Source organism: Pseudomonas sp. Z1-14 (assembly GCF_051132005.1).
Lineage (GTDB): Bacteria > Pseudomonadota > Gammaproteobacteria > Pseudomonadales > Pseudomonadaceae > Aquipseudomonas.
Window position 1 is genome coordinate 4,926,936 of the sequence record NZ_CP071646.1, and the last position, 26,548, is coordinate 4,953,483.

A 26,548-nucleotide genomic window follows, 5' to 3' on the forward strand; every position below is an offset into this window, starting at 1 on the left:
GAGCAAGCTCCCTCGCCACGGGTTTGGTGACGCTGCCTTCAGGCCGCAGGTCGCCATCGCGAGCAAGCTCGCTCCCACAGGCTGCGTGCCTGCGATATACTGCCGCGCCTTTTTAGCGTCGCGCCAGCATGCCCGGCGTGCCTTATAGAGGTGCCGCCCGTCGACCGATGCACCCAAGCGGCCGGCACCTTATTGAATGTTCCCGTCTTTAGAGAGGAGCGCGACTCATGACCGTGATCAAGCAAGATGACCTGATACAGAGCGTCGCCGACGCCTTGCAGTTCATTTCCTATTACCACCCCGTGGATTTCATCCAGGCGATGCACGAGGCCTACCTGCGCGAAGAATCGCCGGCGGCCCGTGATTCCATGGCGCAGATCCTGATCAACTCGCGCATGTGCGCCACCGGCCATCGGCCGATCTGCCAGGACACCGGTATCGTGACCGTGTTCGTGCGCGTGGGCATGGACGTGCGTTGGGATGGCGCGACCATGGGCCTGGACGACATGATCAACGAGGGCGTGCGTCGCGCCTACAACCTGCCGGAAAACGTCCTGCGCGCATCGATCCTCGCCGACCCGGCAGGCGCGCGCAAGAACACCAAGGACAACACGCCGGCGGTCATCCACTACTCCATCGTCCCGGGCAACACCGTGGAAGTGGACGTGGCGGCCAAGGGCGGCGGCTCCGAGAACAAGTCGAAGATGGCGATGCTCAACCCGTCCGACTCCATCGTCGACTGGGTACTCAAGACCGTTCCGACCATGGGCGCCGGCTGGTGTCCACCGGGCATGCTCGGTATCGGCATCGGCGGCACCGCCGAGAAAGCCGCGGTGATGGCCAAGGAAGTGTTGATGGAATCCATCGACATCCACGAGCTCAAGGCCCGCGGCCCGCAGAACCGTATCGAAGAGATGCGCCTGGAGCTGTTCGAGAAGGTCAACCAACTGGGCATCGGCGCCCAGGGCCTGGGCGGCCTGACTACCGTGCTCGACGTGAAGATCATGGACTACCCGACCCACGCCGCCTCCCTGCCGGTGTGCATGATCCCCAACTGCGCCGCCACCCGTCATGCCCACTTCGTGCTCGACGGCAGCGGCCCGGCCTCGCTGGAAGCGCCACCGCTGGACGCCTACCCGGAAATCGTCTGGGAAGCCGGTCCGTCGGCGCGTCGCGTGAACCTCGACACCCTGACCCCGGAAGAAGTGCAGAGCTGGAAGCCGGGCGAAACGGTATTGCTCAACGGCAAGATGCTCACCGGTCGCGACGCGGCGCACAAGCGCATGGTCGAGATGCTGAACAACGGTGAAACCCTGCCGGTGGACCTCAAGGGCCGCTTCATCTACTACGTTGGCCCGGTCGACCCGGTCGGCGACGAAGTGGTTGGCCCGGCCGGCCCGACCACCGCCACGCGGATGGACAAGTTCACCCGCCAGATCCTCGAGCAGACCGGCCTGTTGGGCATGATCGGCAAATCCGAGCGCGGCCCGACCGCCATCGAAGCGATCAAGGACAACAAGGCGGTCTACCTGATGGCCGTCGGCGGTGCCGCTTACCTGGTGGCCCAGGCGATCAAGAAATCCAAGGTCCTGGCCTTCGCCGAACTGGGGATGGAAGCGATCTACGAGTTCGAGGTCAAGGACATGCCGGTGACCGTTGCGGTCGACAGCAAGGGCGAGTCGGTGCACATCACCGGTCCGGCGATCTGGCAGCAGAAGATCAGCGAAAGCCTGGCGGTAGAGGTGCAGTAACGCGCATTTTACCGTTGTGAAAAAGGCCGGTGGGGCGACAAGCTCACCGGCCTTTTTTTGTGATACGACAATCAAAACCTGTGGGAGCGAGCCTGCTCGCGAAAGCGCTTTGTCAGTCGACATCAATGCAGAGTGTTCCACCGCATTCGCGAGCAGGCTCGCTCCCACAAGGGATAGGGTGTGAATCGAAATACAGTGATCACCGCAGACCCAGTGTGGGAGCGAGCTTGCTCGCGATGGCGGTGGTGCAGGCCCGAAGCCGATCCAGCATGCTATCTTGCCCGCCCGACTTTCCACTGGTTTACGCCAGCATGCCGAATACCCGTACCCTGCGCCTGTCGCTGTACACCCTGCTGATTCTTACTGGCGCTGCCATCGCCGCCACCCTCGCCGTGCGTCACGCCGAACGCGCGGCCCTGGAAGAGGACGCCAGCCGTGCCAGCCAGCAACTGGCGCTGTACGCCAACTCCCTTCATACCCTGATTGAACGCTACCGCGCCCTGCCCTCCGTGCTGGCGCTGGACCCACAACTGCGCGATGCCCTAAAGGGCCCGGTCAGTGCGGCGCAACAGGATGAACTGAATCGCAAGCTGGAAAAGATCAACGGCGCCGCGCAGTCCTCCACCCTGGAATTGCTGGACCATACCGGCCTGGCCGTAGCGGCCAGCAACTGGCGGCTGCCGAGCAGCTATGTCGGCCACAATTATGGTTTTCGTCCCTACTTCATCCAGACCCGAACCCAGGGCACCGGGCGGTTTTATGCCGTGGGCGTTACCAGTGGCATCCCCGGCTATTTCCTGTCGAGCGCGGTAACCGGCGACAACGGCGAGTTCCAAGGCGCCATGGTCGTGAAGCTGGAGTTTCCCGAGCTGGAACGGGAATGGCGCCAGGGCAGCGACACCTTGCTGGTCAGCGATGCGCGCGGCATCATTTTCATTGCCAACCGCCCGGGCTGGCGTTATCGCCACCTGCGCCCGCTGGCCGACAGCGACCGCGCAGAACTAAAGGCTACCCGTCAATACGACAAGCAACCGCTGCAGCCCCTGGCCTTCGATCCGCTGCGACGCTTCGACGACAACAGCCATCTGGCCCGGGTCGAAGCGCCCGATGGCACGGCGGACTATCTCTGGGAATCCCTGCCGTTGACCGGCGAAGGCTGGACCCTGCATTTGTTGCGCAGGCCGCAGATCGCCTTTGAAGACCTGCGCAACGCCGGGCTCGCCGCCGCCGGGTTGTGGCTGGCGCTGGTGTTCCTGTTGCTGTTTCTCAACCAGCGCTGGCGCCTGGCAAGACTGCGTCAACGCAGCCGCGAGGAACTCGAACGGCTGGTGGAGGAACGCACGCGTGAACTGCGCACTGCCCAGGACGGCCTGGTGCAATCGGCCAAGCTCGCTGCCCTGGGGCAGATGTCGGCAGCACTGGCCCACGAGATCAACCAGCCGCTGACCGCCCAGCGCATGCAGCTGGCGACCCTGCGCCTGTTGCTTGACCATGGCCGGATCGATGACGCCTACAAGGCGCTCAAACCGGTGGATGACATGCTCACGCGCATGGCGGCTCTCACCGGCCACCTCAAAACCTTTGCCCGCAAAAGCCCGAGCGGCCTCCGAGAGCGCCTGGACCTGGCAGCGGTGGTCGACCAGGCCCTGCAATTGCTGGAGACACGCCTGCGCGATGAACACGTCAGCACGGTGTTGCACCTGGCCCGCCCGGCCTGGGTTCGCGGCGACGCGATCCGCCTCGAACAGGTGCTGATCAACCTGCTGCGCAACGCTCTCGACGCGATGGTCGATCAACCGATCAAGCGCCTGGAAGTGCGCCTGCAGGCCGATGAGCAACTGTGGTGCCTGACGGTGAAAGACAGCGGCGGCGGAATTGCCGAAGAGCACCTGGCCCAGGTGTTCGACCCCTTTTTCACCACCAAGGCCGTCGGCGATGGCCTGGGCCTGGGCCTGGCGGTGTCGTTTGCGATCATTCATGAATCCGGCGGGCGGCTGACAGCGGGCGATCACGAAAACGGCGCGGTATTCTGCGTCACCTTGCCCATCGATCCGGAGGCGCCGTTGCATGCTTGATTCGGTCATAGTCGTCGATGACGAGAGCAGTATCCGCAGTGCCGTAGAGCAGTGGCTGAGCCTGTCCGGATTCCGCGTGCAGTTGTTCAGCCGCGCCGAAGACTGCCTGGTTCAGTTGCCGGAGAATTTTGCCGGGGTGATCCTGAGTGACGTGCGCATGCCTGGGCTCAGCGGCCTGGAACTGTTGGCCGAAGTACGCAAGCGCGACCCCGACCTGCCGGTGATCCTGTTGACCGGTCACGGCGATGTACCCATGGCGGTGGAAGCCATGCGCGACGGGGCCTACGACTTCCTGGAAAAACCCTTCAGCCCTGAGGCCCTGCTGGGCAGCCTGCGTCGCGCCCTCGATAAACGTTTCCTGGTGCTGGAGAACCGGCGACTGCACGAGCAGGCCGACGCCAGGGCCCGGCTGGACACCACGCTGCTGGGCGTCTCCCGGCCTTTGCAGAACCTGCGCCGCCAGGTGCTGGACCTGGCGACCCTGCCAGTCAACGTGTTGATTCGCGGCGAAACCGGCAGTGGCAAGGAACTGGTCGCCCGCTGCCTGCATGATTTCGGCCCAAGGGCGAGCAAGCCTTTCGTGGCGCTGAACTGTGCGGCCATTCCCGAGCCGCTGTTCGAGGCCGAACTGTTCGGCCATGAAAGCGGCGCGTTTACCGGCGCCCAGGGCAAACGCATCGGCAAGCTCGAATATGCCGATGGCGGCACGCTGTTTCTTGATGAAATCGAAAGCATGCCCCTGGCGCAACAGGCCAAGTTGCTGCGGGTTCTGCAGGAAAAGAAACTCGAGCGCCTGGGCTCTAACCAGAGCATCCCGGTGGACCTGCGCATCATTGCCTCGACTAAACCGGACCTGTTGGACGAAGCCCGTGCCGGGCGATTCCGCGAAGACCTGGCCTATCGGCTGAATATCGCCGAACTGCGCCTGCCGCCGCTGCGTGAACGGCGCGAAGACATCCCCTTGCTGTTTGAACATTTCGCCCACAGCGCCGCCGAACGCCTGGGCCGCCCGGCAACGCCGCTGAGCGGCCCGCAACTGAGCCATTTGCTCAGCCATGACTGGCCGGGCAACGTCCGCGAGCTGGCCAACGTCGCCGAACGCCAGGTGCTGGGCCTGGAGCAACTACCCGCCGAGGATACGGCGCCCGGCCAATCCCTGGCGGCCCGGCAGGAAGCCTTCGAAGCCCAATGCCTGCGCGCCGCCCTCACGCGACACAAGGGCGACGTGAAAGCCGTGCTCGAAGAACTGCAACTGCCACGCCGCACCTTCAACGAAAAGATGCAGCGGCATGGGTTGAATCGGGAGATGTTTTTGCAGGAGCGCTGATTTTTGCGCTGCCTGCTCTGCCCTCTTCGCGAGCAGGCTCGCTCCCACAGGGACCTGCGAATACTGAACCCATGTGGGAGCGAGCCTGCTCGCGAAGAGGCCGCCCGATACATCACTTGATAAGCGGATTTCCGCTCAACCCCTTAGCCACGATAAGCGGATTTCCGCTTAGACGCCGCCATGAACCCCTCTAAACCGGCCCTCCGCCACCTGGCACAGCTCCTGCTATAGCCCTGGCAGGCTGCGTTCACACGCGCTCCACAAAAACAATTAAACGAAGGATCCTTCAATGGATAACTCCAACGCCCTGCCCATTGGGTCGGCTGCCGTGCCCGCCCGTGAAAGAACCACCGCCAGCCGGATCAAATCGATCTTCAGCGGCTCGGTCGGCAACATGGTCGAGTGGTACGACTGGTACGTCTATGCCGCTTTCTCGTTGTACTTCGCCAAAGCCTTCTTCCCCAAGGGCGACACTACCGCCCAACTGCTCAACACTGCCGCGATCTTCGCCGTCGGCTTCCTGATGCGCCCGATCGGTGGCTGGCTGATGGGCCTGTACGCCGACCGCGCCGGCCGTAAACGCGCGTTGATGGCCTCGGTGTACCTGATGTGCTTCGGCTCGCTGATCATCGCCCTGAGCCCGAGCTACGAAACCATCGGCGTCGGCGCGCCGATCCTGCTGGTCTTCGCCCGCTTGCTCCAAGGCTTGTCGGTGGGTGGCGAATACGGCACGTCGGCCACCTACCTGAGCGAGATGGCGACCAAGGAACGACGTGGTTTCTTCTCCAGCTTCCAGTACGTGACCCTGATCTCCGGCCAGCTCATCGCCCTCGGCGTGCTGATCGTGCTGCAGCAGGTCCTCACCACCGAGCAACTCTACGCCTGGGGCTGGCGCATCCCGTTCGCCATCGGCGCGCTGTGCGCAGTCGTGGCGCTGTACCTGCGTCGCGGCATGGAAGAAACCGAGTCGTTCACCAAGAAGGAAAAAGCCAAGGAAAGCGCGATGCGCACCTTGATGCGTCATCCCAAGGAACTGCTGACCGTGGTCGGCCTGACCATGGGCGGTACGCTGGCGTTCTACACCTACACCACCTACATGCAGAAGTACCTGGTTAATACCGTCGGCATGAGCATCTCCGACTCCACCACCATTTCCGCCGCCACGCTGTTCCTGTTCATGTGCCTGCAACCGATCATCGGTGGGCTGTCGGACAAGATCGGTCGCCGGCCGATCCTGATTGCCTTCGGCATCCTGGGGACGTTGTTCACGGTGCCAATCCTCACCACCCTGCACACCATCCAGACCTGGTGGGGCGCGTTCTTCCTGATCATGGCCGCGCTGATCATCGTCAGCGGCTACACCTCGATCAACGCGGTGGTGAAAGCCGAGCTGTTCCCTACCGAGATCCGCGCCCTCGGCGTCGGCCTGCCGTACGCCCTGACCGTATCGATCTTCGGCGGCACCGCCGAATACATCGCGCTGTGGTTCAAGAGCATCGGCATGGAAACCGGCTACTACTGGTACGTGACAGGCTGCATCGCGGTATCGCTGCTGGTCTACATCACCATGAAAGACACCCGCAAGCACTCGCGGATCGTGACGGACTGATAGTCAAGGCGTAGCAACAGAAGGGGCTGACCTCGCCGGGTTCGCCCCTTTTTCGTTCCAGGTTTTCGAGATTAATTGTCACTTAATGACCGCACTTCATTCTCATCTCCATCAAAACATTGATTGGAGCATGACCATGAAAACCCAACTCATTTTCGCCCTGACTCTCTCCGTATTGGCCACCAGCGCTTTTGCCGACGACGGCTTCGACCGCACCGGCACCGCCGCTTTTATCGCCGGCACCCATGACCGCAGCGGCTCGGCCTCTGTTGCCAGACAAGATGAAAATCACGCCACCGAGCCGACCGTCGCAACACAGGGCGCCGACCGCGCCGATGCGGCGTCCACCAACTGATTCCAGCCATCACCCGACACTGTGGGAGCGAGCCTGCTCGCGAAGACAATGGCACAGTCGGCATCCCAGCCAACTGATCCAGCGCTTTCGCGAGCAGGCTCGCTCCCACACGGGTTCTGGGTTGCTGACAAAACCGGTCGGCGCCTGCACTATCCTCGGATACCGTTCAAACCGATCCCAGGACCTACGCCTCCATGCCCGATGACATCCATTACTACGAACCCGCCAACGGTCACGGCCTGCCCCACGATCCGTTCAACGCGATCGTCGGTCCACGGCCCATTGGCTGGATTTCTTCCCAGGACGGCGAAGGTCGCCTGAACCTGGCGCCTTACAGTTTCTTCAACGCCTTTAACTACGTTCCGCCGATCATCGGTTTCTCAAGTGTCGGGCGCAAAGACAGCCTGAACAATATCGAGCAGACCGGGGAGTTCGCCTGGAACCTGGCCACCCGCCCGCTGGCCGAGCAGATGAACCAGAGCTGCGCAATGGTCGCGCCAGAGGTCGATGAGTTCGAACTGGCAGGTTTGACAACCGCCCCGTCGCGGGTGATCCAGGTGCCGCGCGTGGCAGAAAGCCCGGTATCCTTCGAATGCAAGGTCACGCAGATCATTCAGCTGCAACGTGCCGACAAGGCGCTCGTACCGAGCTGGCTGATCCTCGGCGAAGTCGTCGCCGTGCACATCGCCAAGTGGCTGTTGAAGGATGGGGTATACGACACCGCCGCCGCCGAGCCGATTTTGCGCGGTGGCGGGCCGGCGGATTATTTCCAGCTGGGGCCGGAGGCGTTGTTCAGGATGCATCGCCCGAAGTGAGACCTGCACGATCACCCGTGGCGAGGGAGCTTGCTCCCGCTGGATGCGTCAGCATCCCCTACGGTGTGATGGCCAGAAAGCAGGGGCCGCTTCGCCCGAAGCGTCGGACCGGCCCAGCGGGAGCAAGCTCCCTCGCCACAAAAGCAATCCTCAAATGCCGATTACCAGATCAGGTCGCCTTCGTCGTCGACACCCTGCAGGTGAGTCAACTGCTGGGCAGCCGCTTCATCGGCTTTGAAAGCAGTCTCGAACGTCTGCTCTTCGAGCACTTTATTGAAACGCGGCGCGCCGGAACTGCCGATGGCCTTGGTGGCGATGGCTGCATAGTAGCCGCCACCCTCCTTGGGGACAACAGCGGAAACAGCTTCAAAAGTTTCAAAGGCTTTGCGTGCCATAATGCGCATCCTGGCGGTTGGAATGACCGTCATTAAACCTTCAACCGGCCAGTTTGTGTACCTTCGCCATACACCCTTCGGTCGCCTTGGCGGCAGACACTTCGCGAAAGGTATGGAAATCCAGGCTGCTCACCACCAGGTCCTGCACCAGCTCGGCGAAGATCGCCATTACCGGGGAATTGAAGTAGGCCTCCATCGCCTGCTGGTGAGTCCACAGCCCGGACACCAGCCACAGGTCGGCGTCGCATTGCGATTGCTGCAAGGCGAAGTGCAGGCAACCGGGAGCTTGCCGCGACGGGGTGATCAAGGTACTCAGGCGCGCACCCAATTGCTGACTGCAGCCGGCTCGTGCCCGCACGAAAGCCATGTGACTGACGGGGATCTGTGTAGTCATGTTCAACCCTCCCAGGTGATCCATTGTGCAGCCGGGGACGGGCTGCGACAGGATCAAAGGTTAAGCGCCCTGACGCCAGCTTCGTTAGTCGATTCCTGCCGACACATTGCACGATCCTGCCCGCAGATGCCGCCGGCCTGGCTTGGAACCGACACAAACAGCGCAACTTGAAACAAAAGGTTTCAAGCAAGTTTCGAGCAGGTTGCACCGTCCCGATCCGACAGGCCGTGCAGGATCAGGCAAGCTTTCAACAGGATGTTGCTACCGCTGCGCCTTGCACAAATTTAAGCTGCGTCCATCGCATCCCTATCATCCGAGGATTTCGGCATGTCGCCACTCGATCACGCCCACGTCCCGCTGGACACTTACCTGGAACAACAGCGCGCCGAGCTGGCATCGATCATCGAACGCAATACCAGCGAGGACGGCAGCTACGCCACGGCCATCGGTTCGCTGCACCTGTCGCGCCACAGCCAGCCGCATAGATTTGCCCCGGTGCTGGCCCAACCGGCGCTGTGCATCATGGCCCAGGGCAGCAAGCAAGTGCGCCTGGCAGACGAACTGTTCAACTACGACCCGTTGCACTACCTGGTGGTCTCGGTCTCGATGCCATTGAGCGGGTGCATCGCCGACGTGTCGCCCGAACAACCGATCCTGGCGCTGCGCCTGGACATCGACCCGGCGGAAATCACCGCGCTGATCGCCGACGCCGGTCCCTTGGGCGTACCGACCCGCCCCGCCGGTCGCGGCCTGTATGTCGAGCGCCTGGACACGCCGATGCTCGATGCGGTGCTGCGTCTGGCACGGTTGCTGGACAGCCCGAAAGACATCGCCATGCTCGCGCCACTGGTGCGCCGGGAAATCCTCTATCGCCTGCTGCGCAGCCCGCAAGGCTACCGGCTGTATGAAATCGCAATTGCCAACAGCCAGAGCCATCGCATCAGCCAGGCGATCAAATGGCTCAACGGCCATTTCGAACAGCCGCTGCGCATCGACGACCTGGCCCGGGAAGTCAACCTCAGCGTCTCGACCCTGCACCATCGTTTCAAGGCAATGACCGCCATGAGCCCGTTGCAGTACCAGAAGCAATTGCGCCTGCAGGAAGCCCGTCGCCTGATGCTGGCCGAAGGGCTGGAAGCCTCGGCGGCAGGGTATCGCGTGGGTTATGAAAGCCCATCGCAGTTCAGCCGCGAATACAGCCGGCTGTTCGGCGCGCCGCCGCTGAGGGATCTGGCGCGGTTGCGGATGACCGTGTGACCTGAGATTTGTGTAGCGCTTACCGGCCTCTTCGCGAGCAGGCTCGCTCCCACAGGGGATCTCTGGTGTGCGCATACATGGCGTTCGCCATAAATCATCCGTGGGAGCGAGCCTGCTCGCGAAGGGGCCAGCCGCAACACCTCAGTTACTCCGGCTTCCAACGCGCCTGATCAATCTCGATCAACGTCGGCCCCTGCCGCTCACGTGCAGCAAGCAACGCCACCCGCAATGACGGCACATCCTCAACCGCCTCGGCATCACAGCCCAACGCCTTGGCGACGCCGATGAAATCCGGCGTGTAGATGTCCACGCCCACCGGTTCGATGGCACGGTTGACCATGTATTTCCTGATCTCTTCGTAGCCCTGGTTATTCCACAGCAACACGATCACCGGTACCCGCGCTTCCACGGCGCTGGCCAGTTCCGGCAGGCTGAATTGCAGGCCGCCATCGCCGATCAGGCACACCACCGGCGGGCGTCCATGGGCGTTATCGACACCGCCAAGCCAGGCGCCGATCGCCGCCGGCAATGCGTAGCCGAGGGTGCCGTAGCCGGTCGAGGAATTGAACCAGCGGCGCGGCTGTTCGAGATTGAAGGTGAGGTTGCCGGTGTACACCGGCTGGGTGGAATCGCCGACAAAAACCGCGTCAGGCAGCGTCTGTAAAACGCTGTCGAGAAACACGGTCTGGGCGCGAGTCGGTGCATCCCATAGTCGGTCGAGTTCAGCCCACAACCGCGCGACACGCGCCGCTCCCCAGTCGTCCTGGCGTGCGGCGGGCGCTTGCAGGCTCGGCGCGTCGAGCAAGCTGCGAGCAGCACTTCGCGCATCGGCCACCAGCGCCAGTTTCGGTGGGTAATTGCGCACGGTCTGGTCGGGGTCGATGTCGACGCGCAGCAGCGCACCGGGAATCTCGAAGCCGCCGGCGAAGGTCACGTCATAGTCGGTCTCGGCCAGTTCGGTGCCGATGGCCAGCACCACATCGGCCTCGGCCACCAAGGCCCGGGTCGCGACCAGGCTCTGGGTAGAGCCGATCAGCAACGGGTGCCGGGACGCCAGCAAGCCCTTGGCATTGATGGTCAACGCCACCGGTGCACCGAGGCGTTCGGCCAGTTCGGTCAATTCGGCTGCTGCATCGATGGCGCCCCCGCCGGCAAGAATCAGTGGCCGTCTGGCCGTCGCCAGCAATGCCGCCATCTGCTCCACGGCGTCTGGCGCAGCCCCGGCGCGGCTGACCCGGACCGGTGCGCTGCACAACAGCGCATCGGCGTCCTCGACCAGCACGTCCAGCGGGATTTCGATGTGCACCGGCCGTGGGCGCCCGGCCTGGAACACCGCAAAGGCGCGGGCCAATACGCCGGGCAACTCGGCAGCCGACATCAACGTATGGGAAAACGCCGCCACGCCGCCCACCAGCGCACTCTGGTTCGGCAGCTCATGCAACTTGCCGCGGCCGCCGCCCAACTGGCTGCGCGACTGCACGCTGGAGATCACCAGCATCGGGATCGAGTCGGCATAAGCCTGGCCCATGGCGGTGGCGATATTGGTCATGCCCGGCCCGGTGATGATGAAACACACCCCCGGCTTACCGCTGACCCGCGCATAACCGTCGGCCATGAACCCGGCGCCTTGCTCGTGACGCGGCGTCACATGACGGATGCTCGAACGGGCCAGCCCGCGATACAACTCGACGGTGTGCACGCCAGGAATGCCAAACACCTGCTCCACACCATAAGCTTCGAGTAACTTGACCAATACTTCGCCACACGTCGCCATTGCCATCGCCTTTTTCTTCGGGAATGGCGTTATTGGAACGGTCGGGCCATAGCGACAACAATCGATAAAAAGTCATACTAGCCATGTCTTCAAGTCATGGCTCGGCCTCAATGAAACGACTTCCTCCGCTGCCGGCGCTGCACACCTTCCTGATCACCGCCCAATGTTGCAATTTCACCCGCGCGGCGGAACTGCTGCATATCACTCAAGGTGCGGTGAGCCGACAAATTGCCGGACTGGAAGCGCACCTGGGTTACCCGCTGTTTCACCGCCAGGCGCGTGGCCTGAGCCTGACCGCCGAAGGCCAGGCGTGGCTGCCGCGGGTGCAGCAGGTGTTCGGCCTGATCGGCGAGGCGCTGGAGCAGATCGGCGAGAAACGCCAGGCCCTGCAACTCAAGGCGCCGACCTGCGTGATGCGCTGGTTGCTGCCGCGCCTGTTGCAATGGCAAAAGGAGCGGCCAGACGTGCCGGTGGAGCTGACCACCACGGTCCGGCACGGCGTGAATTTCCAACAGGAAACCTTCGACGCGGCGGTCGTCTACGGCCCGCCGCCCGATGCCTCGTTGGCCCGCCTGCACCTGTTCGATGAACAACTGACGCCGGTCTGCTCCCCGCCGCTGCTGGAAGGCCCCGCACCGTTGCGCTCGCCCGCCGACCTGCAACAGCACTTGCTGCTGCACCCCACCACCGACGAGCGCGACTGGAACGCCTGGCTCGCCGAGGCCGGCATCCACCTGAACAACGTCAGCAAGGGCCAGCATTTCGAAACCCTGGACCTGGCGATGTCCATGGCGTCTCAAGGCACAGGCGTGGCAATTGGCGACTGGTCGCTGATCGGCGACGACCTCAGCGCCGGCAGGCTGGTGGCGCCGTTCGAATTGAAGGTCAGGACCGGGCTGGGTTATCACCTGGTGCATCCGCGCAAGGTCCAGGTGTCTGGCCAGTTGCAGGAAATGATGGAATGGCTGGTAGAGCAGGCTCGCGCACGGTAGCCACCCTGTGGCGAGGGAGCTTGCTCCCTCACCACAGGGGATCGTGCGAGTCTTGAAGATCAAAGCAGATTCGGCGCCTGCGCCGGCTCGACCTGCGCCCAGTGCGAGGTGTCTTCGCGGTGCTGCTGCAAGTAGGGCAACACCGCGCCCAGCAAGGGTTCCTTGAAGGCCTCTTGAAAGCGATGGGCAAGGCCTGGGATCAGTTTCAATTGACTGCCACGGATGTGCGCCGCCAGGTGCACACCATGCATCACCGGCAGCAACGGATCGGCGGTGCCATGGACCACCAGCGTCGGCACCTGCAATTGATTGAGCAGCGCCACCCGGCTCGGCTCGGCCAGGATTGCCATGATTTGACGCTTCACACCTTCGGGGTTGAAGGCCCGGTCGTAAGCCACGGCGGCTTGATGCAGCAAGGCCTGCCGGTCATCGACCACCATCGGGCTGCCCAGCGCGGCGAGCAGGTCGGCCTGTTGCTCAAGCGCCACTTCACGATTCGGCGCGCTGCGCCGTGACAGCAACTGCACCAGCGTTTCACTGGGCGCCGGCAAGCCTGCGGCGCCGGAACTGGTCATGATCAGGGTCAGGCTCTCGACCCGTTGCGGCGCCATCGCCGCCATGTGCTGGGCGATCATCCCGCCCATGCTCACGCCCAGTACATGGAAGCTTTGCACCTGCAAGGCATCCATCAAGCCCAGGCCATCGGCGGCCATGTCGGTCAAGGTATAAGGCGCGGCCACCGGCAAGCCAAGCTTGTAGCGCAAGGCTTCGAAGGTCAGGTTGGCAGTGCCTGGGGCCTGGCGCCAGGCGGACAGACCCACATCCCGGTTGTCGTAGCGAATCACCCGGAAACCCTGTTCGCACAGCGCCACCACCACTTCGTCCGGCCAATGGATCAACTGACCGCCCAGCCCCATCACCAGCAGCAGCGCGGGATCCGAAGCACGGCCGATGCTCTGGTACGCCAGGCTTACCTGGTCCAGGTCGACCCGTTGGGTCGCGACATTGACATCACAACGAGAAGCCGCCAACGACGGCAGGCCGCACAACAATGCGGCCAGAAAAATGAATACACGCATGAACAAACACCAGAACGCAGAACCCCAATAGAGCGCAAGTCTGATGAAGTTTGTTCAAGCGCGCTGCCACAGTTGCGTGACAGTTTGATGAAGATTGCCGAGTGGTTATCTGAATTGCTGAGCACCCGTGGCGAGGGTACTGACCCAAAGGTTCTCGCCGAAGCGTTCCCGGGCCGGTCGCAATTGTGCCAGCGCCTGTTCCAGTTCACAGCGCCAGGCGTTGCGGCCATTGACCAGGCCCACCGACAGGATCTTGTAGGTCGGCATGCGATCGAGCACCTGGCCGAGTTGTTCCGGCGCACGCACGGCGTCGACGTGCAGCCCATCCACCGGCAGGCCCGCCGCCAGGCCGAGGTTGTCTTGCAGGCCACTGAAACAGGTCGCCAGCAATTTTTTCAGCGGTGAATACTGGAGGACGTGGTAGGCCCGCTCGAAGGCGCTTCGCCAGGCCAGCGGCAGGTCGAGGGTGAGGATCGGTTCATCGATCTGCACCCACTCCACGCCCTGGGCCTTGAGGCGATTGAAGATTTCGCCGTAAACCGGCAACAGGCTTTCCAGCAGGTCGAGTTTGTCGAAGTCACCGCCCTTGGCCTTGCCCAGCCACAGGTACGTCAGCGGGCCGATGATCGCCGGCTTGACTCGATGTCCCAGCGCGTGGGCTTCGTCGACCTCGTCGAACAGGTGCTCCCAGCTCAGCGCGAAGGTCTGCCCGGCGGTAAACTCCGGCACCCGGTTGTGGGCTTGCCGCACGGGGCGGCGATCGGCGCCGATGCGAAGAAAACCGAGGGTATGGGCCAGGGCCATGGTGAATGTCCTTCTGTAAAAGATGGCGTCATTGTCGACAGCCGGACCCACATGAGACAAACTCAATCTTTTCGTGTTGATCACAAGTTTTACTCATGGAGCCACTCTGGTGCTTGAACTCCGTCACCTGAAGACCCTGCACGCCCTGCGCGAAGCCGACAGCCTGGTGGAGGCCGCCGAACGCCTGCACCTGACCCAGTCCGCGCTATCCCACCAGTTCAAGGAACTGGAGGAGCGCCTGGGCATGCAGCTGTTCGTGCGCAAGACCAAACCGGTCCGGTTCACCAGCGCCGGCCTGCGCCTGTTGCAACTGGCGGATGCCGCCCTGCCATTGCTGCGCAGCGCCGAGCGGGACATCGCGCGGCTGGCCGGCGGCACCGCCGGGCGTCTGCACATGGCCATCGAGTGCCACAGCTGCTTCCAATGGCTGATGCCGACCATCGACCAGTTCCGCGATGCCTGGCCGGAAGTCGAGCTGGACCTGGCCTCGGGCTTCGCCTTCGCCCCGCTGCCGGCCCTGGCCCGGGGCGACCTCGACCTGGTGGTCACTTCCGACCCGCTGGAGCTGGCGGGCATCACCTATGTGCCGCTGTTCACCTACGAGGCGATGCTCGCAGTGGCGAACCAGCATCGACTGGCGGGCAAACCGTACATCGTGCCCGAAGACCTGGTCAGCGAAACCCTGATCACCTATCCGGTGGAGCGCGATCGGCTGGACATCTTCACCCGTTTCCTGGAGCCGGCCGACATCGAACCGGCCCAGGTTCGCACCTCCGAGCTGACGGTAATGATGATGCAACTGGTTGCCAGCGGCCGGGGCGTCTGCGGCATGCCTCACTGGGCACTGCATGAATACAGCTCACGGGGCTACGTGAAGGCCAAGCGGCTGGGGGAGAAGGGTCTGTTCGCCACGCTCTACGCGGCGGTGCGCACCGACATGCTCGACGCGCCGTACATGCGCGATTTTTTGCTGACGGCCAAGGACACATCGTTTTCCACCCTCGACGGTGTCAGTGCCGTGCGCTGACAAGGGCCTTTGTGGCGAGGGGATTTATCCCCGCTGGGCTGCGCAGCAGCCCCCAAACCAGGCAACTCGGTATGCCAGGAATATTGAGTTCAGTGCTTCAGGGCTGCTGCGCAGCCCAACGGGGATAAATCCCCTCGCCACAAAGCGCAACGGTGATGCTCGCTCGGTTCAGAGTTCAAGCCACATGTGGATCTTGTCGAAATACTCTTCGCCCACGCGGATCGCCATCGGTTCGAGCCCGTAGAGCACGAAACCGCAGCGCTGATAGAGTTTGACGGCTGGGTCGTTGCCGGCGGTGACGGTCAGTTGCACCAGCCGCAGAAAGGCGTGACGACGGGCTTCGTCGAGGGCCGCCTGGACCAACTGCTGACCAAGCCCCCCGTGGCGATGGGCGGCGGCGACGTACATGCCGAACAGGGTCGCCTTGTGCCTGGCCTTCAACCGAGGCTCCAGGGACAGGCCGACGATACCAACCAGTTCGTCCACCACGAACGCCCCGAGGATCACATCGAGCCGGCTGGTCAGGCGTGATTCCCACCAGTTGATGGGCAGCGTCGCCCGCTCACTGGCGCTGGAGGTAAAAGCCTCTGGATGCAACTCATAGGCCTGGAGAATCAACTCCCGATAGCCCTGGGCATCAGCCACCTTCAGCCGTCGGATGTTCACGCCGAGCGCCGTTGCTCAAGCATCAGTCGCAGCGCCAGCGCACCGAGAACAAACCCCATGAAATAGCGCTGCGCCGCCAGCCAGGTCGGGTTGTGGACAAACCACGAGGCGATGCCGGCGGCGAACAGCGCGATCAGCAGGTTGACGCTGAAGCTCACGCTGATCTGCGTCAGCCCGAGGATGATGCTCTGGGTGAACAGCGAGCCGTGCTCCGGGCTGATGAACTGCGGGAACACAGACAGATAGAACACCGCGATCTTCGGGTTCAAGGCACTGGTGAGAAAACCCATGGTGATCAGTTTGCGGGTCGAGTCCGCCGGCAACTGCTGGGCCTGAAAAGGCGAGCGAGCCCCCGGCTTCACCGCTTGCCAGGCCAGCCAGAGCAGATACAGCGCGCCGGCCCACTTGAGGATTTCATAAGCCATCGGCACCGCCAGGAACACCGCCGTCAGCCCCGCCGCCGCGGCGAACATGTGCACGAAGAAGCCCGCCACCACGCCAAGCAAAGAGGTGACGCCGGCCTTGCGGCCCTGGCAGATCGAGCGGGAAATCAGGTAGATCATGTTCGGGCCGGGCGTGAGCACCATCAACAACGCGGCGGCGGCGAAAATCAGCAGGTCCGGCAATGGAATCATGAGGTCAGTCCTTGAGTTCTGAATCAGCAAATCGCGAGACAAGTGGCTCGATAAAACGGCAGGATCACCTCGCCTGTCAACGGCGCCAGCAACAAATCGCCGGTGCCGGCCGGATCGACCCAACACACTTCCTCGATCTCGGCGGCGGGAGAAACCTGAGCATCGATGTCCAGCAAAAACACTTCGGCCTGCACGGTAAAACCCGGCTCGTTGGCAGCCGGCGCGCTGAACTGTCCAAGGTGACGAGCCTGCGCCGGATCGATCCTCAGGCCGAGTTCCTCCTCCAGCTCCCGAGCCAGGGCCTGGACCGGTTGTTCATCGGCTTCGATCTTGCCACCCGGTTGCATGAAGGCCTGGGTGCCGCGCTTGCGTACCAGCAGGGTCCGGCCGTCAGGGCCGATGAGCAGGGCGGCGGCGATACGGATGAGAGCAGTGGTCATGGTCAAAAAGGCCTCGGGCGGAAAATGCCGGGCAGGGTACAGGGGGCAGGCGGTGGGAGCAAAGCCTGGCCCAGATCCCCAAACCCGACACAGCCCCATTGTGGGAGCGAGCTTGCTCGCGATGGCGGTGGATCAGTTGAAAATATTTGACTGACACTCCGCTATCGCGAGCAAGCTCGCTCCCACAGGGAACCCATCGTCCGGCAGATTTTCATCACCCCAAAATCGGCTTCGGCACCGAAGGATCCGCTTCCTCCTCGGGGATCTTGACGAACACGCTGTACCGCGCCCCTTCCATCGCCTCGAAGGCGATGAGTTTTTCGATCAGCGGAGCACTCATGACCTTGCCGGCATTGAGCAACAGCATCCCGTTGTCGGCATTGAGATTGCGGGCCAGGACCATGCCGGCCGCCAGCTCGCGGGTGGTCACGACCTTCACCGTCGGGTCGGACAAGGTCACGTCTTCCAGGTACTCGGCGCAGGCCTTGATGAAGTCCTCGACCATGTTCGGGTCGTACAGCTTGCCGGCGTATTTGCGGATGTAGACCAGCGCTTCATCGCTGTTCATCTGCCGCTCCAGGATCAACCCGCGCTGCAATTCGATGAAATCCACCGCCAGTTTCAACAGCCGCGAACCGAACGGAATCGCCTCGCCCTTGAGGTGATCGGGGAAACCGCTGCCGTCCCAGCGCTCCTGGTGATGGAGGATGATGCGCGCCGCGTCCTTCATCGGGTCGAGGGTCATCAGCAGCGATTCACTCTGCTTCGGATAGGCCCGGTACAGTTCCAGTTCGCTGTGGTGCAGCATGTCGGCGGGCGTGACCATCATGTTATCGGTCCAGCTCAGCTTGCCGATGTTGTAGAGCGCGGCGGCCATGGTCAGGTCGCGGTCGGTGGACTCGTCGAGAAAGTTGAGCCGGCTGTAGACCCGGATCAATTCGATGATCTGCCGGTTGGTCTGCTTGGCCTTGGGCAGGCGCAGGTTGGCGATCAGCGAGAAGACTTCGGTGCCGGTCACGTAGCTGCGCTTGAGCTCTTCGTAGGCCAGGTCGAGCATATCGGCGGTCTGCTGCAGCTCGGCGGTGCGCGACGCCACGCGTTTTTCCAGCGTGGCGTTGAGGGTCTTGAGTTGCTGATTCTGCTCGCGGTTCAACGCTTCGAGGCGCTGACGCTCGCTTTCCGAATGCTGGTGGGCCAAGGCCTGGCGCAGGGCCTGCACCAGTTCCTCGTCATTCCAGGGTTTGCTGAGGTAGCGATAGAGCTGCCCCTCGTTGATGGCCTTGGTCATCATGTCCACGTCGGCGTAGCCGGTGAGCAGGATGCGCAAGGTCGATGGATACAGCTTGCGGATTTCCGCCAGCAGCGTGGCGCCGTCCATGTTCGGCATCCGGGCGTCGGTCATCACCAGGTCGACCGGCCGCTCCTTGAGGATTTCCAGGGCCTTCGCACCGCTGTCGGCCAGCAGGATTTCATACGGCTGGCTGCGCAACAGCCGACGCAGGCTGTTGAGAATCGACTCTTCGTCATCCACCAGCAACACCGTCGGCTTCGCAGCAGGAACGTTCGACGATTGATCTTCCATTGGCACCCCCTCCTATTGACGATCACCGTTCTACCTTACCCCTGACAGACAGGCTAGTAGACAGCGGACATTTAGACACAATTCGCCACCATGCACCGCGCGGTTTCCTTGAGCCGACTATGCTGTACCTCATGAAGGGCCAAGTACAGGCCGAATACTCATGCCAGCGAAAGGGATATCAGATGTTCCCACGGTTCCATAGTCAGCATCTCGACGGTGCACGGCCATGAGCCTGCCGATGGATAGATCCAATCGGCGGATCCTGATCGTCGACGACACGCCAACGATTCATGAGGATTTTCGAAAGATCCTCGCCCCCCATGTGATCCCCGAAGACAGCCTGAGCAGCGCCGAAGAAGCCTTGTTCGGCGCACCGGTGGTGATCGCCGCCCAGAGTTTCGAGCTGGAGTCGGCATTCCAGGGCATGGAGGCCTTGAGCAAGGTGGAAACGGCCCTGGCCCGGGGTAAACCCTTCGCCATGGCCTTTATCGACATGCGCATGCCGCCAGGCTGGGACGGTCTTGAAACCATCGAGCGGCTGTGGCGCGTCGACCCCAAGCTGCAAGTGGCGCTGTGCACCGCTTATTCGGATTACTCCTGGGAGGACATCGCCGATCGCCTGGAGTTGGGTGATCGCCTGCTGATCCTGAAGAAACCCTTCGACGCCATCGAGATCCGCCAGATGGCGAGCACCCTCACCGTCAAATGGCAGATGACCGAAGACGCGGCGCTGAAAATGGACATGCTCGAACGGGCGGTGGAGGAACGCACCCGGGAACTGGCCGACGCCAACATCATCGTGCAGAACAGCCCGACCATCCTTTATCGCCTGCGTGGCGAGCCGCCGTTCCCGCTGATGTACATCTCGCACAACATCACCAAGTTCGGCCATGTCGCGGCGCAACTGATCAGTTCGCCGGACTGGGCGCAAACCCTGATCCACCCCGACGATCAGGGCAAGGTCCAGGAGGCCATGGTCCGCGTCCTGGACCGCGACACGGCCGGGGCGTCCATCGAGTTTCGCATGCGCACCGGAGACGACACCTTTCGCTGGGTGGAGAACCGCTACATTCCAGTGCGCAATGAACAAGGCCTGCTGCTGGAAGTCGAGGGCATCATCCTCGACATCACCGAGCGCAAAGTGGCCGAGGAAAAGATCGCCCTGCTCGCCCGCACCGACGGCCTGACCGCGCTCGCCAACCGCGCCACCATGATCGAGCGCCTGCACCAGGCGTTCGCCGCCGCGCGCCGGGGGGCGGCGCCGTTTGCGATGTTCTACCTGGACCTGGACCACTTCAAGCGCATCAACGACACCCTCGGTCACCCCATCGGCGACCTGCTGTTGCAGGAAGTCGCGGCGCGCCTCAAGGGCTGTACCCGGGAAAACGACGTGGTGGCGCGCCTGGGCGGCGATGAATTCGCCATCCTGCAACTGGATGTCCACGAAGCGACGCACTGCGCCGCGCTGGCCGGCAAAATCCGTGACGCGCTGGTGGCGCCCTATTTCCTGGACGGCAACGATGTGCGCATCTCGGTGAGCATCGGCATCAGCCTGTACACGCCACAAAGCCTGAGCGCCGACAGCCTGATGGCGCAGTCCGACATGGCCCTGTACCGCTCGAAAGAGAAGGGCCGCAACCAATATCACTTCCACAACGAAGAGATCAATCAGGAAGTCACCGACCGGGTCGCCCTGGCCAATGACCTGCGCCAGGCCATCGAGAACAACGAACTGCATTTGCACTACCTGCCGGAAGTCGACCTCGGCACCGGCAAGATCCTCGGCATGGGCGTGCAGGTGCGCTGGAACCACCCCGAACGCGGCTGGCTGGAGCCGGCGGCGTTCATGCCTGCCGCCGAGAAAACCGGGATCATCATCGGCCTCGGTCACTGGGTCCTGGACCAGGCCTGCCAGCAGATGCGCCAATGGCGCGACCAGGGCATGGCGCCGCCGGTGATCGCCATCGACTTGTCCCTGACCCAGCTCAAGACCGGCCCGGAACTGATCTACGACGTGCTGCGCACCACCGCGCGCTGGGAGCTGGCGCCCTGGGACCTGCGCTTCGATGTCACCGAAGCGACCCTGGCCCAGACCAAATGGACCCACAACGACGTGCTGCCCCGCCTGTGCGAACTCGGCGTGCAGGTGGCCATCGATGATTTCGGCACCGAGTATTCCTCGTTCGATTATCTGAAGACCTACCGCGTCAACCATCTCAAGCTCGCCCAGCGATTCCTCGACAGCGCCAACGCCGATCCAGAAAACGCCACGACCCTGCGGGCGATCATCAACTTTGCCCGGGACGTCGGCATCGGCATCATTGCCGAAGGCGTCGAGACCCAGGAACAACGCACCACCCTGATGTCCAGCGGCGGCTCGATGCAGGCCCAGGGGCATTACTTCAGTACCGTGGTCGACAGCGACCAGGCGGCCGCACTGCTCAAGGCCGGTACCATCGTGCCGGTGGCGGACCACTGGACCCGGCCGGCCAGCCAGCTATTGGAGAGCAACCCATGAACCCCATGTCGGTACCTGCCAACCGGCGAATCCTGGTGGTGGACGACACGCCCGCCATCCACCAGGATTTTCGCAAGATCCTCAGCCCCAGCGCCGGCAATGACGATTCGCTGGACGACACCGAGAGCCTGCTGTTCGGAACACCGCAGGTCAATCGATTGCAATTCCAGATCGACTCGGCCTATCAGGGCGAGGAAGCGCTGGAGCTGGTCAAGCGCGCCCAGGCCGAGGGCCAGCCGTATGCGCTGGTATTCGCCGACATGCGCATGCCGCCGGGCTGGGACGGCCTGCAAACCATCGAACAGCTGTGGAAAGCCGACCCGCGACTGCAAATTGCCCTGTGCACCGCGTATTCGGACTATTCCTGGGAAACCATGTCCGAGCGCATCGAATTCGACGACCAGTTGCTGATTCTCAAGAAACCGTTCGACACCCTGGAAATCCGCCAGATGGCCAGCGCCATGACCTGGAAATGGCAACTGGCGCAAGACGCAGCGCGGAAGATGCGCAGCCTGGAGCGCACGATCGAAGAGCGGGTCCAGGAACTGCTCAAGGTTTCTCACCTGCTGCAATACGACGTCCTCACCGAACTGCCCAACAGCATGCTACTCGGCGACCGCCTGACCCAGGCCCTCGCCCAGTGCCGCCGGCATGACCGGCAACTGGCGGTGATGTTCATCGGCCTGGACCGTTTCAAGCGCATCAACAATGCGCTGGGCCATCCGGTGGGCGATGAGATGCTCAAGCGGGTGGCACGCACCCTGGCCACCGTGGTGCGTGAATCCGACTCGGTGTTTCGCTACGGCTCCGATGAGTTCGTGGTGATCCTCGGCGACGTCGCCGATCCGCAATTGATCAAGGGCGTGGCGGAAAAACTGCTCGCGGCGATCAACTCTCCACACCCCATCGACGGCCATGACCTGACGGTGACGGCGAGCCTGGGCATCAGCGTGTACCCGACCGACGGTTTCGACGCCGTGGCGCTGATCAAGAAAGCCGAGACGGCAATGCGCAACGTCAAGGAGACCGGCCCCAACGACTACCGTTTTTTCACCGAGGACATGAACCGCCGGGCACGGCAGCAGCAGACGATCGAATCAGGTTTGCGCCTGGCGCTGCAACGCAAGGAATTCGTGCTGCATTACCAACCCAAGCTCGATCTGACGAGCGGCGCGGTGGTCGGTGTCGAGGCACTGGTGCGCTGGAACCGGCCCGACCAGGGGCTCGTCTTTCCGTCGGATTTCATCCCGGTGGCCGAGGACAGCGGGCTGATCGTACCGCTGAGCCAGTGGGTGCTCCAGGAAGCCTGCCAACAGGCCTGTCGCTGGCAAGCCGAGGGCATGCGGCCGCTGTACCTGTCGGTGAATGTCTCGGCGATCGATTTTCGCCAGCGCGGTTTCGTCGAAGGCATTGCACGCACCCTCAAGGAAACCGGCCTGGACCCGACACAGTTGGAACTGGAGATCACCGAAAGCGTGCTCATGCAGAACATCGATACCACCGTCGCCACCCTCAAGGCCATCAAGCAGCTGGGGGTACGGCTGGCCATCGATGACTTCGGCACCGGCTATTCGAGCCTGAGTTACCTGCAGAAATTTCCGGTGGACGTGTTGAAGATCGACCAGTCGTTCGTCGGCGACCTGAGCATCGACAGCAACGACGCGAAACTGGTGAGCACCATCATCAGCCTGGGCAAGAGCTTGAACCTGCACATCATTGCCGAGGGTGTGGAAACCCGCGAGCAACTGGCGTTCCTCAAGGCGCACCAGTGCGAGGAAGCCCAGGGCTATTACTTCAGCAAGGCCGTGGAGCCGCAGGCCTTTGCCCAGTGGATGGCGGCATGGGAAAAAAAACCGAATCCGTTTTCATGAGCAATTGAGTCCATAAACCGAAGTTTCAAGGAAAGCATCCCATGGCGTCACACGGACTGATTCTGGCTCTCTGCCTGCTTCTGGGATACAGCGTGACCACTCACGCAGAACCATTGGACGAACCGCTCAAACCCCTGCCCGCCGCGCCGGCCCTGGACCCCAAGCGGGTCCAGTTGGGCCAGCGGCTGTTCAACGACCCACGGCTGTCGGTCAACAACACGCTGTCCTGCGCCAGCTGCCATCGCCTGGACAAGGGCGGCGCCGATGACAAGCAGTTTTCCCTGGGCTTCGACGGCAAGCCGGTGGAGTTCAATACCCCTACCGTGTTCAACGCCAGCCTGAACTTCCATCAGTTCTGGGACGGTCGCGTCGATACCCTGGAAGAACAGGTGCACATCGTCGTGACCAGCCCCGGGGAAATGGGCAGCGACTGGAAGACGGTGGTCAAGCGCATCGCCGACGATCCGGGCTACGCCAGGGATTTTGCCGACGCCTACCCCGGCGGCGTGACCCAGCCCAACATCCAGGGCGCTCTCGCCGATTACGAGCGCACCCTGCTGACGCCGAATTCGCGCTTTGACCAATACCTGCTGGGCAACACTGACATTCTCACCCCCCGGGAAAAATTCGGTTACCAGCGCTTCAAGGAATACGGCTGCATCGCCTGCCATCAGGGCGTGAACATCGGCGGCAACATGTTTCAGAAGTTCGGCGTGATGGGCGACTACATCCAGGACCGGGGCAACCCCACCCGGGCCGACAACGGCCGCTTCAACATCACCGGCGACGAAACCGACCGCCAGGTGTTCAAGGTGCCGAGCCTGCGCAACGTGGCCGTCACCGCGCCGTATTTCCATGGCGGCTCCGCGCCGACCCTGGAGCGCGCGGTGGAAGTCATGTTCAAGTACCAGCTGGGCCGTGAGCCGCTGAAAAACGATACCGAACTGATCGTCGAGTTCCTCAAGACCCTCACTGGCGAATGGGAGGGCAAGCCGCTATGAACAGTCTCTCCCGCCGCCTCGGCCTGGCTTTCATCGGCGTCTTGCTGGCCTCAGTCCTGTTGTTCATGTATATCGAATCAGGCGCCCAGCAAGCCGCCTCGCACATCGAATCGCGCGACTTGATCCGCCTGCTCAAGCAGCAGGACGGGATCTGGGACAACGAAGTGCTCAAGTCGCGAATCGCCCTGAGCCACAACTACGACCCGCTGGTATCGCCGCTCAATGAAATGACGCGCCTGTGGCAGCGCCTCGATGCCATCGAGGCGGAGCCGGGCCGCCATGCGCCCGAGCTCTGGTCGACCCAGCGCGACGAGTACCTCAAGGCACTCAAGGAAAAAACCCGCCTGGTGGAACAGTTCAAGTCCCATAACGCGGTGCTGCGCAACTCCCTGGCTTTCCTGCCCACCGCCGAAGACGATATCCAGCGCCAGTTCTCCCTGCTGTCCGACAACGACAAGCTGCGGCTGCAGAGCGCCACCATCGACACCTACGACCTGCTGCTCGCCACGCTGGAGTTCGCGCAGATCACCACCCAGGACCAGGCTGCCGAAATCCTGATGGGCCTCAACCAGCTGGATATCAACAAGGAGCGCTTGCCGGACGGGCTCGTCAGCTCCGTGGAAATCCTGCGCAGGCACATCGCGCTGATCCTGCGCGAGCAACCACTGGTCAACCAGCTACTGCGCGACTTCGAGGCCGTCCCCCTGGCCGCCCGCCTGGACACCATCACCAGCCTGCTGGAAAAGGACCAGGAAAAAGCCGCCGCCAAGCATCAGCGCAACCACATTATGTTGCTGGTGTTCGCTACCCTCCTGGTGCTGATCCTGATCTGGCTGGCGGTTCGGCTGGTGCGCAGTTTCGGCGAGATCAAGCGGGTCAACAGTGCGCTGCAAACCGCCAACGACGAACTCGAACAACGGGTCGAAGAACGTACCCGCCAGCTCAAGGACACCCAGAGCGAACTGATGGACACCGCCCGCCAGGCCGGCATGGCGGAGATCGCCACCAACGTATTGCACAACGTCGGCAACGTGCTCAACAGCGTGAACATCTCCGCCGACCTGGTCAGCCGCAAGCTGCGCAGCAGCAAGGCCCTGGGGCTGGGCAAGGCGATGAACCTGATCAACGAACACAACCACGACCTGGGGCATTTCCTCACCGAGGACGAAAAAGGCAAGCTGCTGCCCGGCTACCTCAACCAGTTGGTGGAAGCCATCGCGGTGGAACAACAAGGCCTGACCGATGAACTGGCGCAACTGAGCAAGAGCGTGGACCACATCAAGGACATCGTTTCCACGCAGCAGTCCTATGCCGGCGCCAACAGCCTGATGGAACCCCTGGTGGTCAGCGAACTGCTCGAAGATGCCCTGCGCATGAACTCCGGAGCCCTGACCCGCCACCATGTAACGGTCCTCAAGGACTACGGCGAAGTGCCGCGGATCATGGGCGACAAACACCGCTTGTTGCTGATCCTGATCAACCTGATCAGCAATGCCAAATACGCCATGGCCGGGGTTTCCAACCATGCACGGAACATGACGCTCAAGGCCACCGTCGTAGACGATGAGACCCTGCAGATCAGCGTGAAGGACGAAGGCGAAGGCATCCCGGAAGAGAACATGACACGCATCTTCGCCCACGGTTTTACTACCCGTAAGGACGGCCACGGGTTCGGCCTGCACAGTTGCGCACTGGCGGCGATTGAAATGAACGGCCACCTCACCGCACACAGCGAGGGGCCTGGTACCGGGGCGACGTTTGTATTGCAGCTGCCCCTGAAACTCGCAGAAGGTGAGCCATGAACAGCCTGAGCAACCGGCGCATCCTCTTGATTGATGACACGCCCGCCATCCACGAAGATTTCCGCAAGATCCTGACCCCGGAGGACGAAAGCGACAGCGACTTGCAGGACATGGAAAGCGCGCTGTTCGGCGAGGCCCCGAAACCCGCCGCCACCGTGTTCGAACTCGACTCGGCCTACGGTGGCCAGGAAGGCTTGGCCAAATTGCAAGGGGCGTTGGCCAAGGAACTTCCCTATGCCCTGGCCTTCGTCGACATGCGCATGCCCGAAGGCTGGGACGGCGCCAAGACCATCGAAGAGCTGTGGAAAGTCGACCCGCAGCTGCAAGTGGTGGTCTGCACCGCATATTCGGATTATTCCTGGGACGAATTGCTCGATCG

General features: G+C 62.6%; 21 protein-coding genes and 1 pseudogene. 13 read left to right on the plus strand and 9 right to left on the minus strand.

Annotated elements, in window-relative coordinates:
- Positions 1 to 227: 227 nt before the first annotated feature.
- The 6 genes from J3P89_RS22790 to J3P89_RS22815 all read left to right on the plus strand — a co-directional run bounded on the left by J3P89_RS22790 (position 228) and on the right by J3P89_RS22815 (position 7,932).
- The gene (locus J3P89_RS22790; RefSeq protein ID WP_434695724.1) at positions 228 to 1,751 is read left to right on the plus strand and encodes a fumarate hydratase; all 1,524 of its coding nucleotides are present in this window, start codon (positions 228 to 230) and stop codon (positions 1,749 to 1,751) included.
- Positions 1,752 to 2,062: 311 nt separating this feature from the next.
- The gene (locus J3P89_RS22795; protein WP_434695725.1) at positions 2,063 to 3,826 is read left to right on the plus strand and encodes a sensor histidine kinase; all 1,764 of its coding nucleotides are present in this window, start codon (positions 2,063 to 2,065) and stop codon (positions 3,824 to 3,826) included.
- Positions 3,819 to 5,153 (plus strand): sigma-54-dependent transcriptional regulator, encoded by a 1,335-nt coding sequence (locus J3P89_RS22800; protein WP_434695726.1) that lies wholly within the window; start codon positions 3,819 to 3,821, stop codon positions 5,151 to 5,153. Before J3P89_RS22795 ends, J3P89_RS22800 begins: the two co-directional genes overlap by 8 nt.
- A 289-nt stretch (positions 5,154 to 5,442) precedes the next feature.
- Positions 5,443 to 6,762 (plus strand): MFS transporter, encoded by a 1,320-nt coding sequence (locus tag J3P89_RS22805; protein WP_305496467.1) that lies wholly within the window; start codon positions 5,443 to 5,445, stop codon positions 6,760 to 6,762.
- A gap of 136 nt (positions 6,763 to 6,898) precedes the next feature.
- Entirely contained in the window at positions 6,899 to 7,117 is a 219-nt protein-coding gene (locus J3P89_RS22810; protein WP_434695727.1) for a hypothetical protein, read from the plus strand.
- A gap of 194 nt (positions 7,118 to 7,311) precedes the next feature.
- Positions 7,312 to 7,932 carry a flavin reductase family protein gene (locus tag J3P89_RS22815; RefSeq protein WP_305496469.1) on the plus strand — a complete coding sequence of 207 codons (621 nt, stop codon included), beginning with the start codon at positions 7,312 to 7,314 and terminating at the stop codon, positions 7,930 to 7,932.
- A gap of 161 nt (positions 7,933 to 8,093) precedes the next feature.
- Here the strand turns inward: J3P89_RS22815 and J3P89_RS22820 are convergent, their stop codons facing one another.
- Together J3P89_RS22820 and J3P89_RS22825 are read right to left on the minus strand one after the other, a co-directional pair.
- The gene (locus J3P89_RS22820; protein ID WP_434698041.1) at positions 8,094 to 8,327 is read right to left on the minus strand and encodes a hypothetical protein; all 234 of its coding nucleotides are present in this window, start codon (positions 8,325 to 8,327) and stop codon (positions 8,094 to 8,096) included.
- Positions 8,328 to 8,367: 40 nt separating this feature from the next.
- Positions 8,368 to 8,721, minus strand: coding sequence for a putative quinol monooxygenase (locus tag J3P89_RS22825; protein WP_434673628.1), 354 nt, complete (start codon positions 8,719 to 8,721; stop codon positions 8,368 to 8,370).
- A 327-nt stretch (positions 8,722 to 9,048) separates the two neighbouring features.
- On the opposite strand from J3P89_RS22825, the gene J3P89_RS22830 reads away from it, so the two are divergent.
- The gene (locus J3P89_RS22830; RefSeq protein ID WP_434569660.1) at positions 9,049 to 9,978 is read left to right on the plus strand and encodes an AraC family transcriptional regulator; all 930 of its coding nucleotides are present in this window, start codon (positions 9,049 to 9,051) and stop codon (positions 9,976 to 9,978) included.
- A 145-nt stretch (positions 9,979 to 10,123) separates the two neighbouring features.
- Here J3P89_RS22830 and J3P89_RS22835 read toward each other — a convergent pair whose 3' ends face one another.
- Positions 10,124 to 11,752 carry a 5-guanidino-2-oxopentanoate decarboxylase gene (locus J3P89_RS22835; protein ID WP_434698042.1) on the minus strand — a complete coding sequence of 543 codons (1,629 nt, stop codon included), beginning with the start codon at positions 11,750 to 11,752 and terminating at the stop codon, positions 10,124 to 10,126.
- Positions 11,753 to 11,862: 110 nt separating this feature from the next.
- On the opposite strand from J3P89_RS22835, the gene J3P89_RS22840 reads away from it, so the two are divergent.
- Complete coding sequence (locus J3P89_RS22840) at positions 11,863 to 12,744, plus strand: LysR substrate-binding domain-containing protein (RefSeq protein WP_434695729.1); 882 nt, start codon at positions 11,863 to 11,865, stop codon at positions 12,742 to 12,744.
- Between the two features lie 59 nt (positions 12,745 to 12,803).
- Here J3P89_RS22840 and J3P89_RS22845 read toward each other — a convergent pair whose 3' ends face one another.
- On the minus strand, positions 12,804 to 13,823 hold the full coding sequence (locus J3P89_RS22845; RefSeq protein ID WP_305496480.1) for an alpha/beta fold hydrolase: 1,020 nt from the start codon (positions 13,821 to 13,823) through the stop codon (positions 12,804 to 12,806).
- 135 nt (positions 13,824 to 13,958) lie between these two features.
- A pseudogene (locus J3P89_RS22850) lies at positions 13,959 to 14,561 on the minus strand (5-methyltetrahydropteroyltriglutamate--homocysteine S-methyltransferase); the annotation flags it as partial.
- Positions 14,562 to 14,736: 175 nt separating this feature from the next.
- On the opposite strand from J3P89_RS22850, the gene metR reads away from it, so the two are divergent.
- A complete protein-coding gene (metR, locus tag J3P89_RS22855; RefSeq protein WP_053124730.1) occupies positions 14,737 to 15,654 on the plus strand; it encodes a transcriptional regulator MetR in 918 nt (305 codons plus the stop codon).
- A gap of 168 nt (positions 15,655 to 15,822) precedes the next feature.
- Here the strand turns inward: metR and J3P89_RS22860 are convergent, their stop codons facing one another.
- The 4 genes from J3P89_RS22860 to J3P89_RS22875 all read right to left on the minus strand — a co-directional run bounded on the left by J3P89_RS22860 (position 15,823) and on the right by J3P89_RS22875 (position 18,977).
- Entirely contained in the window at positions 15,823 to 16,320 is a 498-nt protein-coding gene (locus tag J3P89_RS22860) for a GNAT family N-acetyltransferase (RefSeq protein WP_434695730.1), read from the minus strand.
- The gene (locus J3P89_RS22865) at positions 16,317 to 16,955 is read right to left on the minus strand and encodes a LysE family translocator (RefSeq protein WP_434602926.1); all 639 of its coding nucleotides are present in this window, start codon (positions 16,953 to 16,955) and stop codon (positions 16,317 to 16,319) included. Before J3P89_RS22865 ends, J3P89_RS22860 begins: the two co-directional genes overlap by 4 nt.
- A gap of 23 nt (positions 16,956 to 16,978) precedes the next feature.
- A complete protein-coding gene (locus J3P89_RS22870) occupies positions 16,979 to 17,395 on the minus strand; it encodes an NUDIX hydrolase (protein ID WP_434695731.1) in 417 nt (138 codons plus the stop codon).
- A gap of 214 nt (positions 17,396 to 17,609) precedes the next feature.
- Complete coding sequence (locus J3P89_RS22875) at positions 17,610 to 18,977, minus strand: HD domain-containing phosphohydrolase (RefSeq protein ID WP_434695732.1); 1,368 nt, start codon at positions 18,975 to 18,977, stop codon at positions 17,610 to 17,612.
- A 226-nt stretch (positions 18,978 to 19,203) separates the two neighbouring features.
- Here J3P89_RS22875 and J3P89_RS22880 point away from each other — a divergent pair, with 226 nt between their 5' ends.
- The 4 genes from J3P89_RS22880 to J3P89_RS22895 are packed head-to-tail and all read left to right on the plus strand — an operon-like array spanning position 19,204 to position 26,169.
- Positions 19,204 to 21,495, plus strand: a complete 2,292-nt coding sequence (locus J3P89_RS22880) for a GGDEF/EAL domain-containing response regulator (protein WP_434695734.1) — start codon at positions 19,204 to 19,206, stop codon at positions 21,493 to 21,495.
- Positions 21,492 to 23,366 carry an EAL domain-containing protein gene (locus J3P89_RS22885; protein WP_434695735.1) on the plus strand — a complete coding sequence of 625 codons (1,875 nt, stop codon included), beginning with the start codon at positions 21,492 to 21,494 and terminating at the stop codon, positions 23,364 to 23,366. Before J3P89_RS22880 ends, J3P89_RS22885 begins: the two co-directional genes overlap by 4 nt.
- Before the next feature lie 41 nt (positions 23,367 to 23,407).
- Positions 23,408 to 24,367, plus strand: a complete 960-nt coding sequence (locus J3P89_RS22890; RefSeq protein WP_434695736.1) for a cytochrome-c peroxidase — start codon at positions 23,408 to 23,410, stop codon at positions 24,365 to 24,367.
- On the plus strand, positions 24,364 to 26,169 hold the full coding sequence (locus J3P89_RS22895) for a DAHL domain-containing protein (RefSeq protein ID WP_434695737.1): 1,806 nt from the start codon (positions 24,364 to 24,366) through the stop codon (positions 26,167 to 26,169). The genes J3P89_RS22890 and J3P89_RS22895 overlap by 4 nt, the downstream gene beginning before the upstream one ends.
- The last annotated feature ends 379 nt before the right edge of the window (positions 26,170 to 26,548 follow it).

Excerpts from the sequence above, each read along its gene's own strand:
- J3P89_RS22790 (WP_434695724.1), top strand. The coding sequence starts at position 228 with ATGACCGTGATCAAGCAAGATGACCTGATACAGAGCGTCGCCGACGCC.
- J3P89_RS22795 (WP_434695725.1), top strand. The coding sequence starts at position 2,063 with ATGCCGAATACCCGTACCCTGCGCCTGTCGCTGTACACCCTGCTGATT.
- J3P89_RS22800 (WP_434695726.1), top strand. The coding sequence starts at position 3,819 with ATGCTTGATTCGGTCATAGTCGTCGATGACGAGAGCAGTATCCGCAGT.
- J3P89_RS22805 (WP_305496467.1), top strand. The coding sequence starts at position 5,443 with ATGGATAACTCCAACGCCCTGCCCATTGGGTCGGCTGCCGTGCCCGCC.
- J3P89_RS22810 (WP_434695727.1), top strand. The coding sequence starts at position 6,899 with ATGAAAACCCAACTCATTTTCGCCCTGACTCTCTCCGTATTGGCCACC.
- J3P89_RS22815 (WP_305496469.1), top strand. The coding sequence starts at position 7,312 with ATGCCCGATGACATCCATTACTACGAACCCGCCAACGGTCACGGCCTG.
- J3P89_RS22820 (WP_434698041.1), bottom strand. The coding sequence starts at position 8,327 with ATGGCACGCAAAGCCTTTGAAACTTTTGAAGCTGTTTCCGCTGTTGTC.
- J3P89_RS22825 (WP_434673628.1), bottom strand. The coding sequence starts at position 8,721 with ATGACTACACAGATCCCCGTCAGTCACATGGCTTTCGTGCGGGCACGA.
- J3P89_RS22830 (WP_434569660.1), top strand. The coding sequence starts at position 9,049 with ATGTCGCCACTCGATCACGCCCACGTCCCGCTGGACACTTACCTGGAA.
- J3P89_RS22835 (WP_434698042.1), bottom strand. The coding sequence starts at position 11,752 with ATGGCGACGTGTGGCGAAGTATTGGTCAAGTTACTCGAAGCTTATGGT.
- J3P89_RS22840 (WP_434695729.1), top strand. The coding sequence starts at position 11,863 with ATGAAACGACTTCCTCCGCTGCCGGCGCTGCACACCTTCCTGATCACC.
- J3P89_RS22845 (WP_305496480.1), bottom strand. The coding sequence starts at position 13,823 with ATGCGTGTATTCATTTTTCTGGCCGCATTGTTGTGCGGCCTGCCGTCG.
- J3P89_RS22865 (WP_434602926.1), bottom strand. The coding sequence starts at position 16,955 with ATGATTCCATTGCCGGACCTGCTGATTTTCGCCGCCGCCGCGTTGTTG.
- J3P89_RS22870 (WP_434695731.1), bottom strand. The coding sequence starts at position 17,395 with ATGACCACTGCTCTCATCCGTATCGCCGCCGCCCTGCTCATCGGCCCT.
- J3P89_RS22875 (WP_434695732.1), bottom strand. The coding sequence starts at position 18,977 with ATGGAAGATCAATCGTCGAACGTTCCTGCTGCGAAGCCGACGGTGTTG.
- J3P89_RS22880 (WP_434695734.1), top strand. The coding sequence starts at position 19,204 with ATGAGCCTGCCGATGGATAGATCCAATCGGCGGATCCTGATCGTCGAC.
- J3P89_RS22885 (WP_434695735.1), top strand. The coding sequence starts at position 21,492 with ATGAACCCCATGTCGGTACCTGCCAACCGGCGAATCCTGGTGGTGGAC.
- J3P89_RS22890 (WP_434695736.1), top strand. The coding sequence starts at position 23,408 with ATGGCGTCACACGGACTGATTCTGGCTCTCTGCCTGCTTCTGGGATAC.
- J3P89_RS22895 (WP_434695737.1), top strand. The coding sequence starts at position 24,364 with ATGAACAGTCTCTCCCGCCGCCTCGGCCTGGCTTTCATCGGCGTCTTG.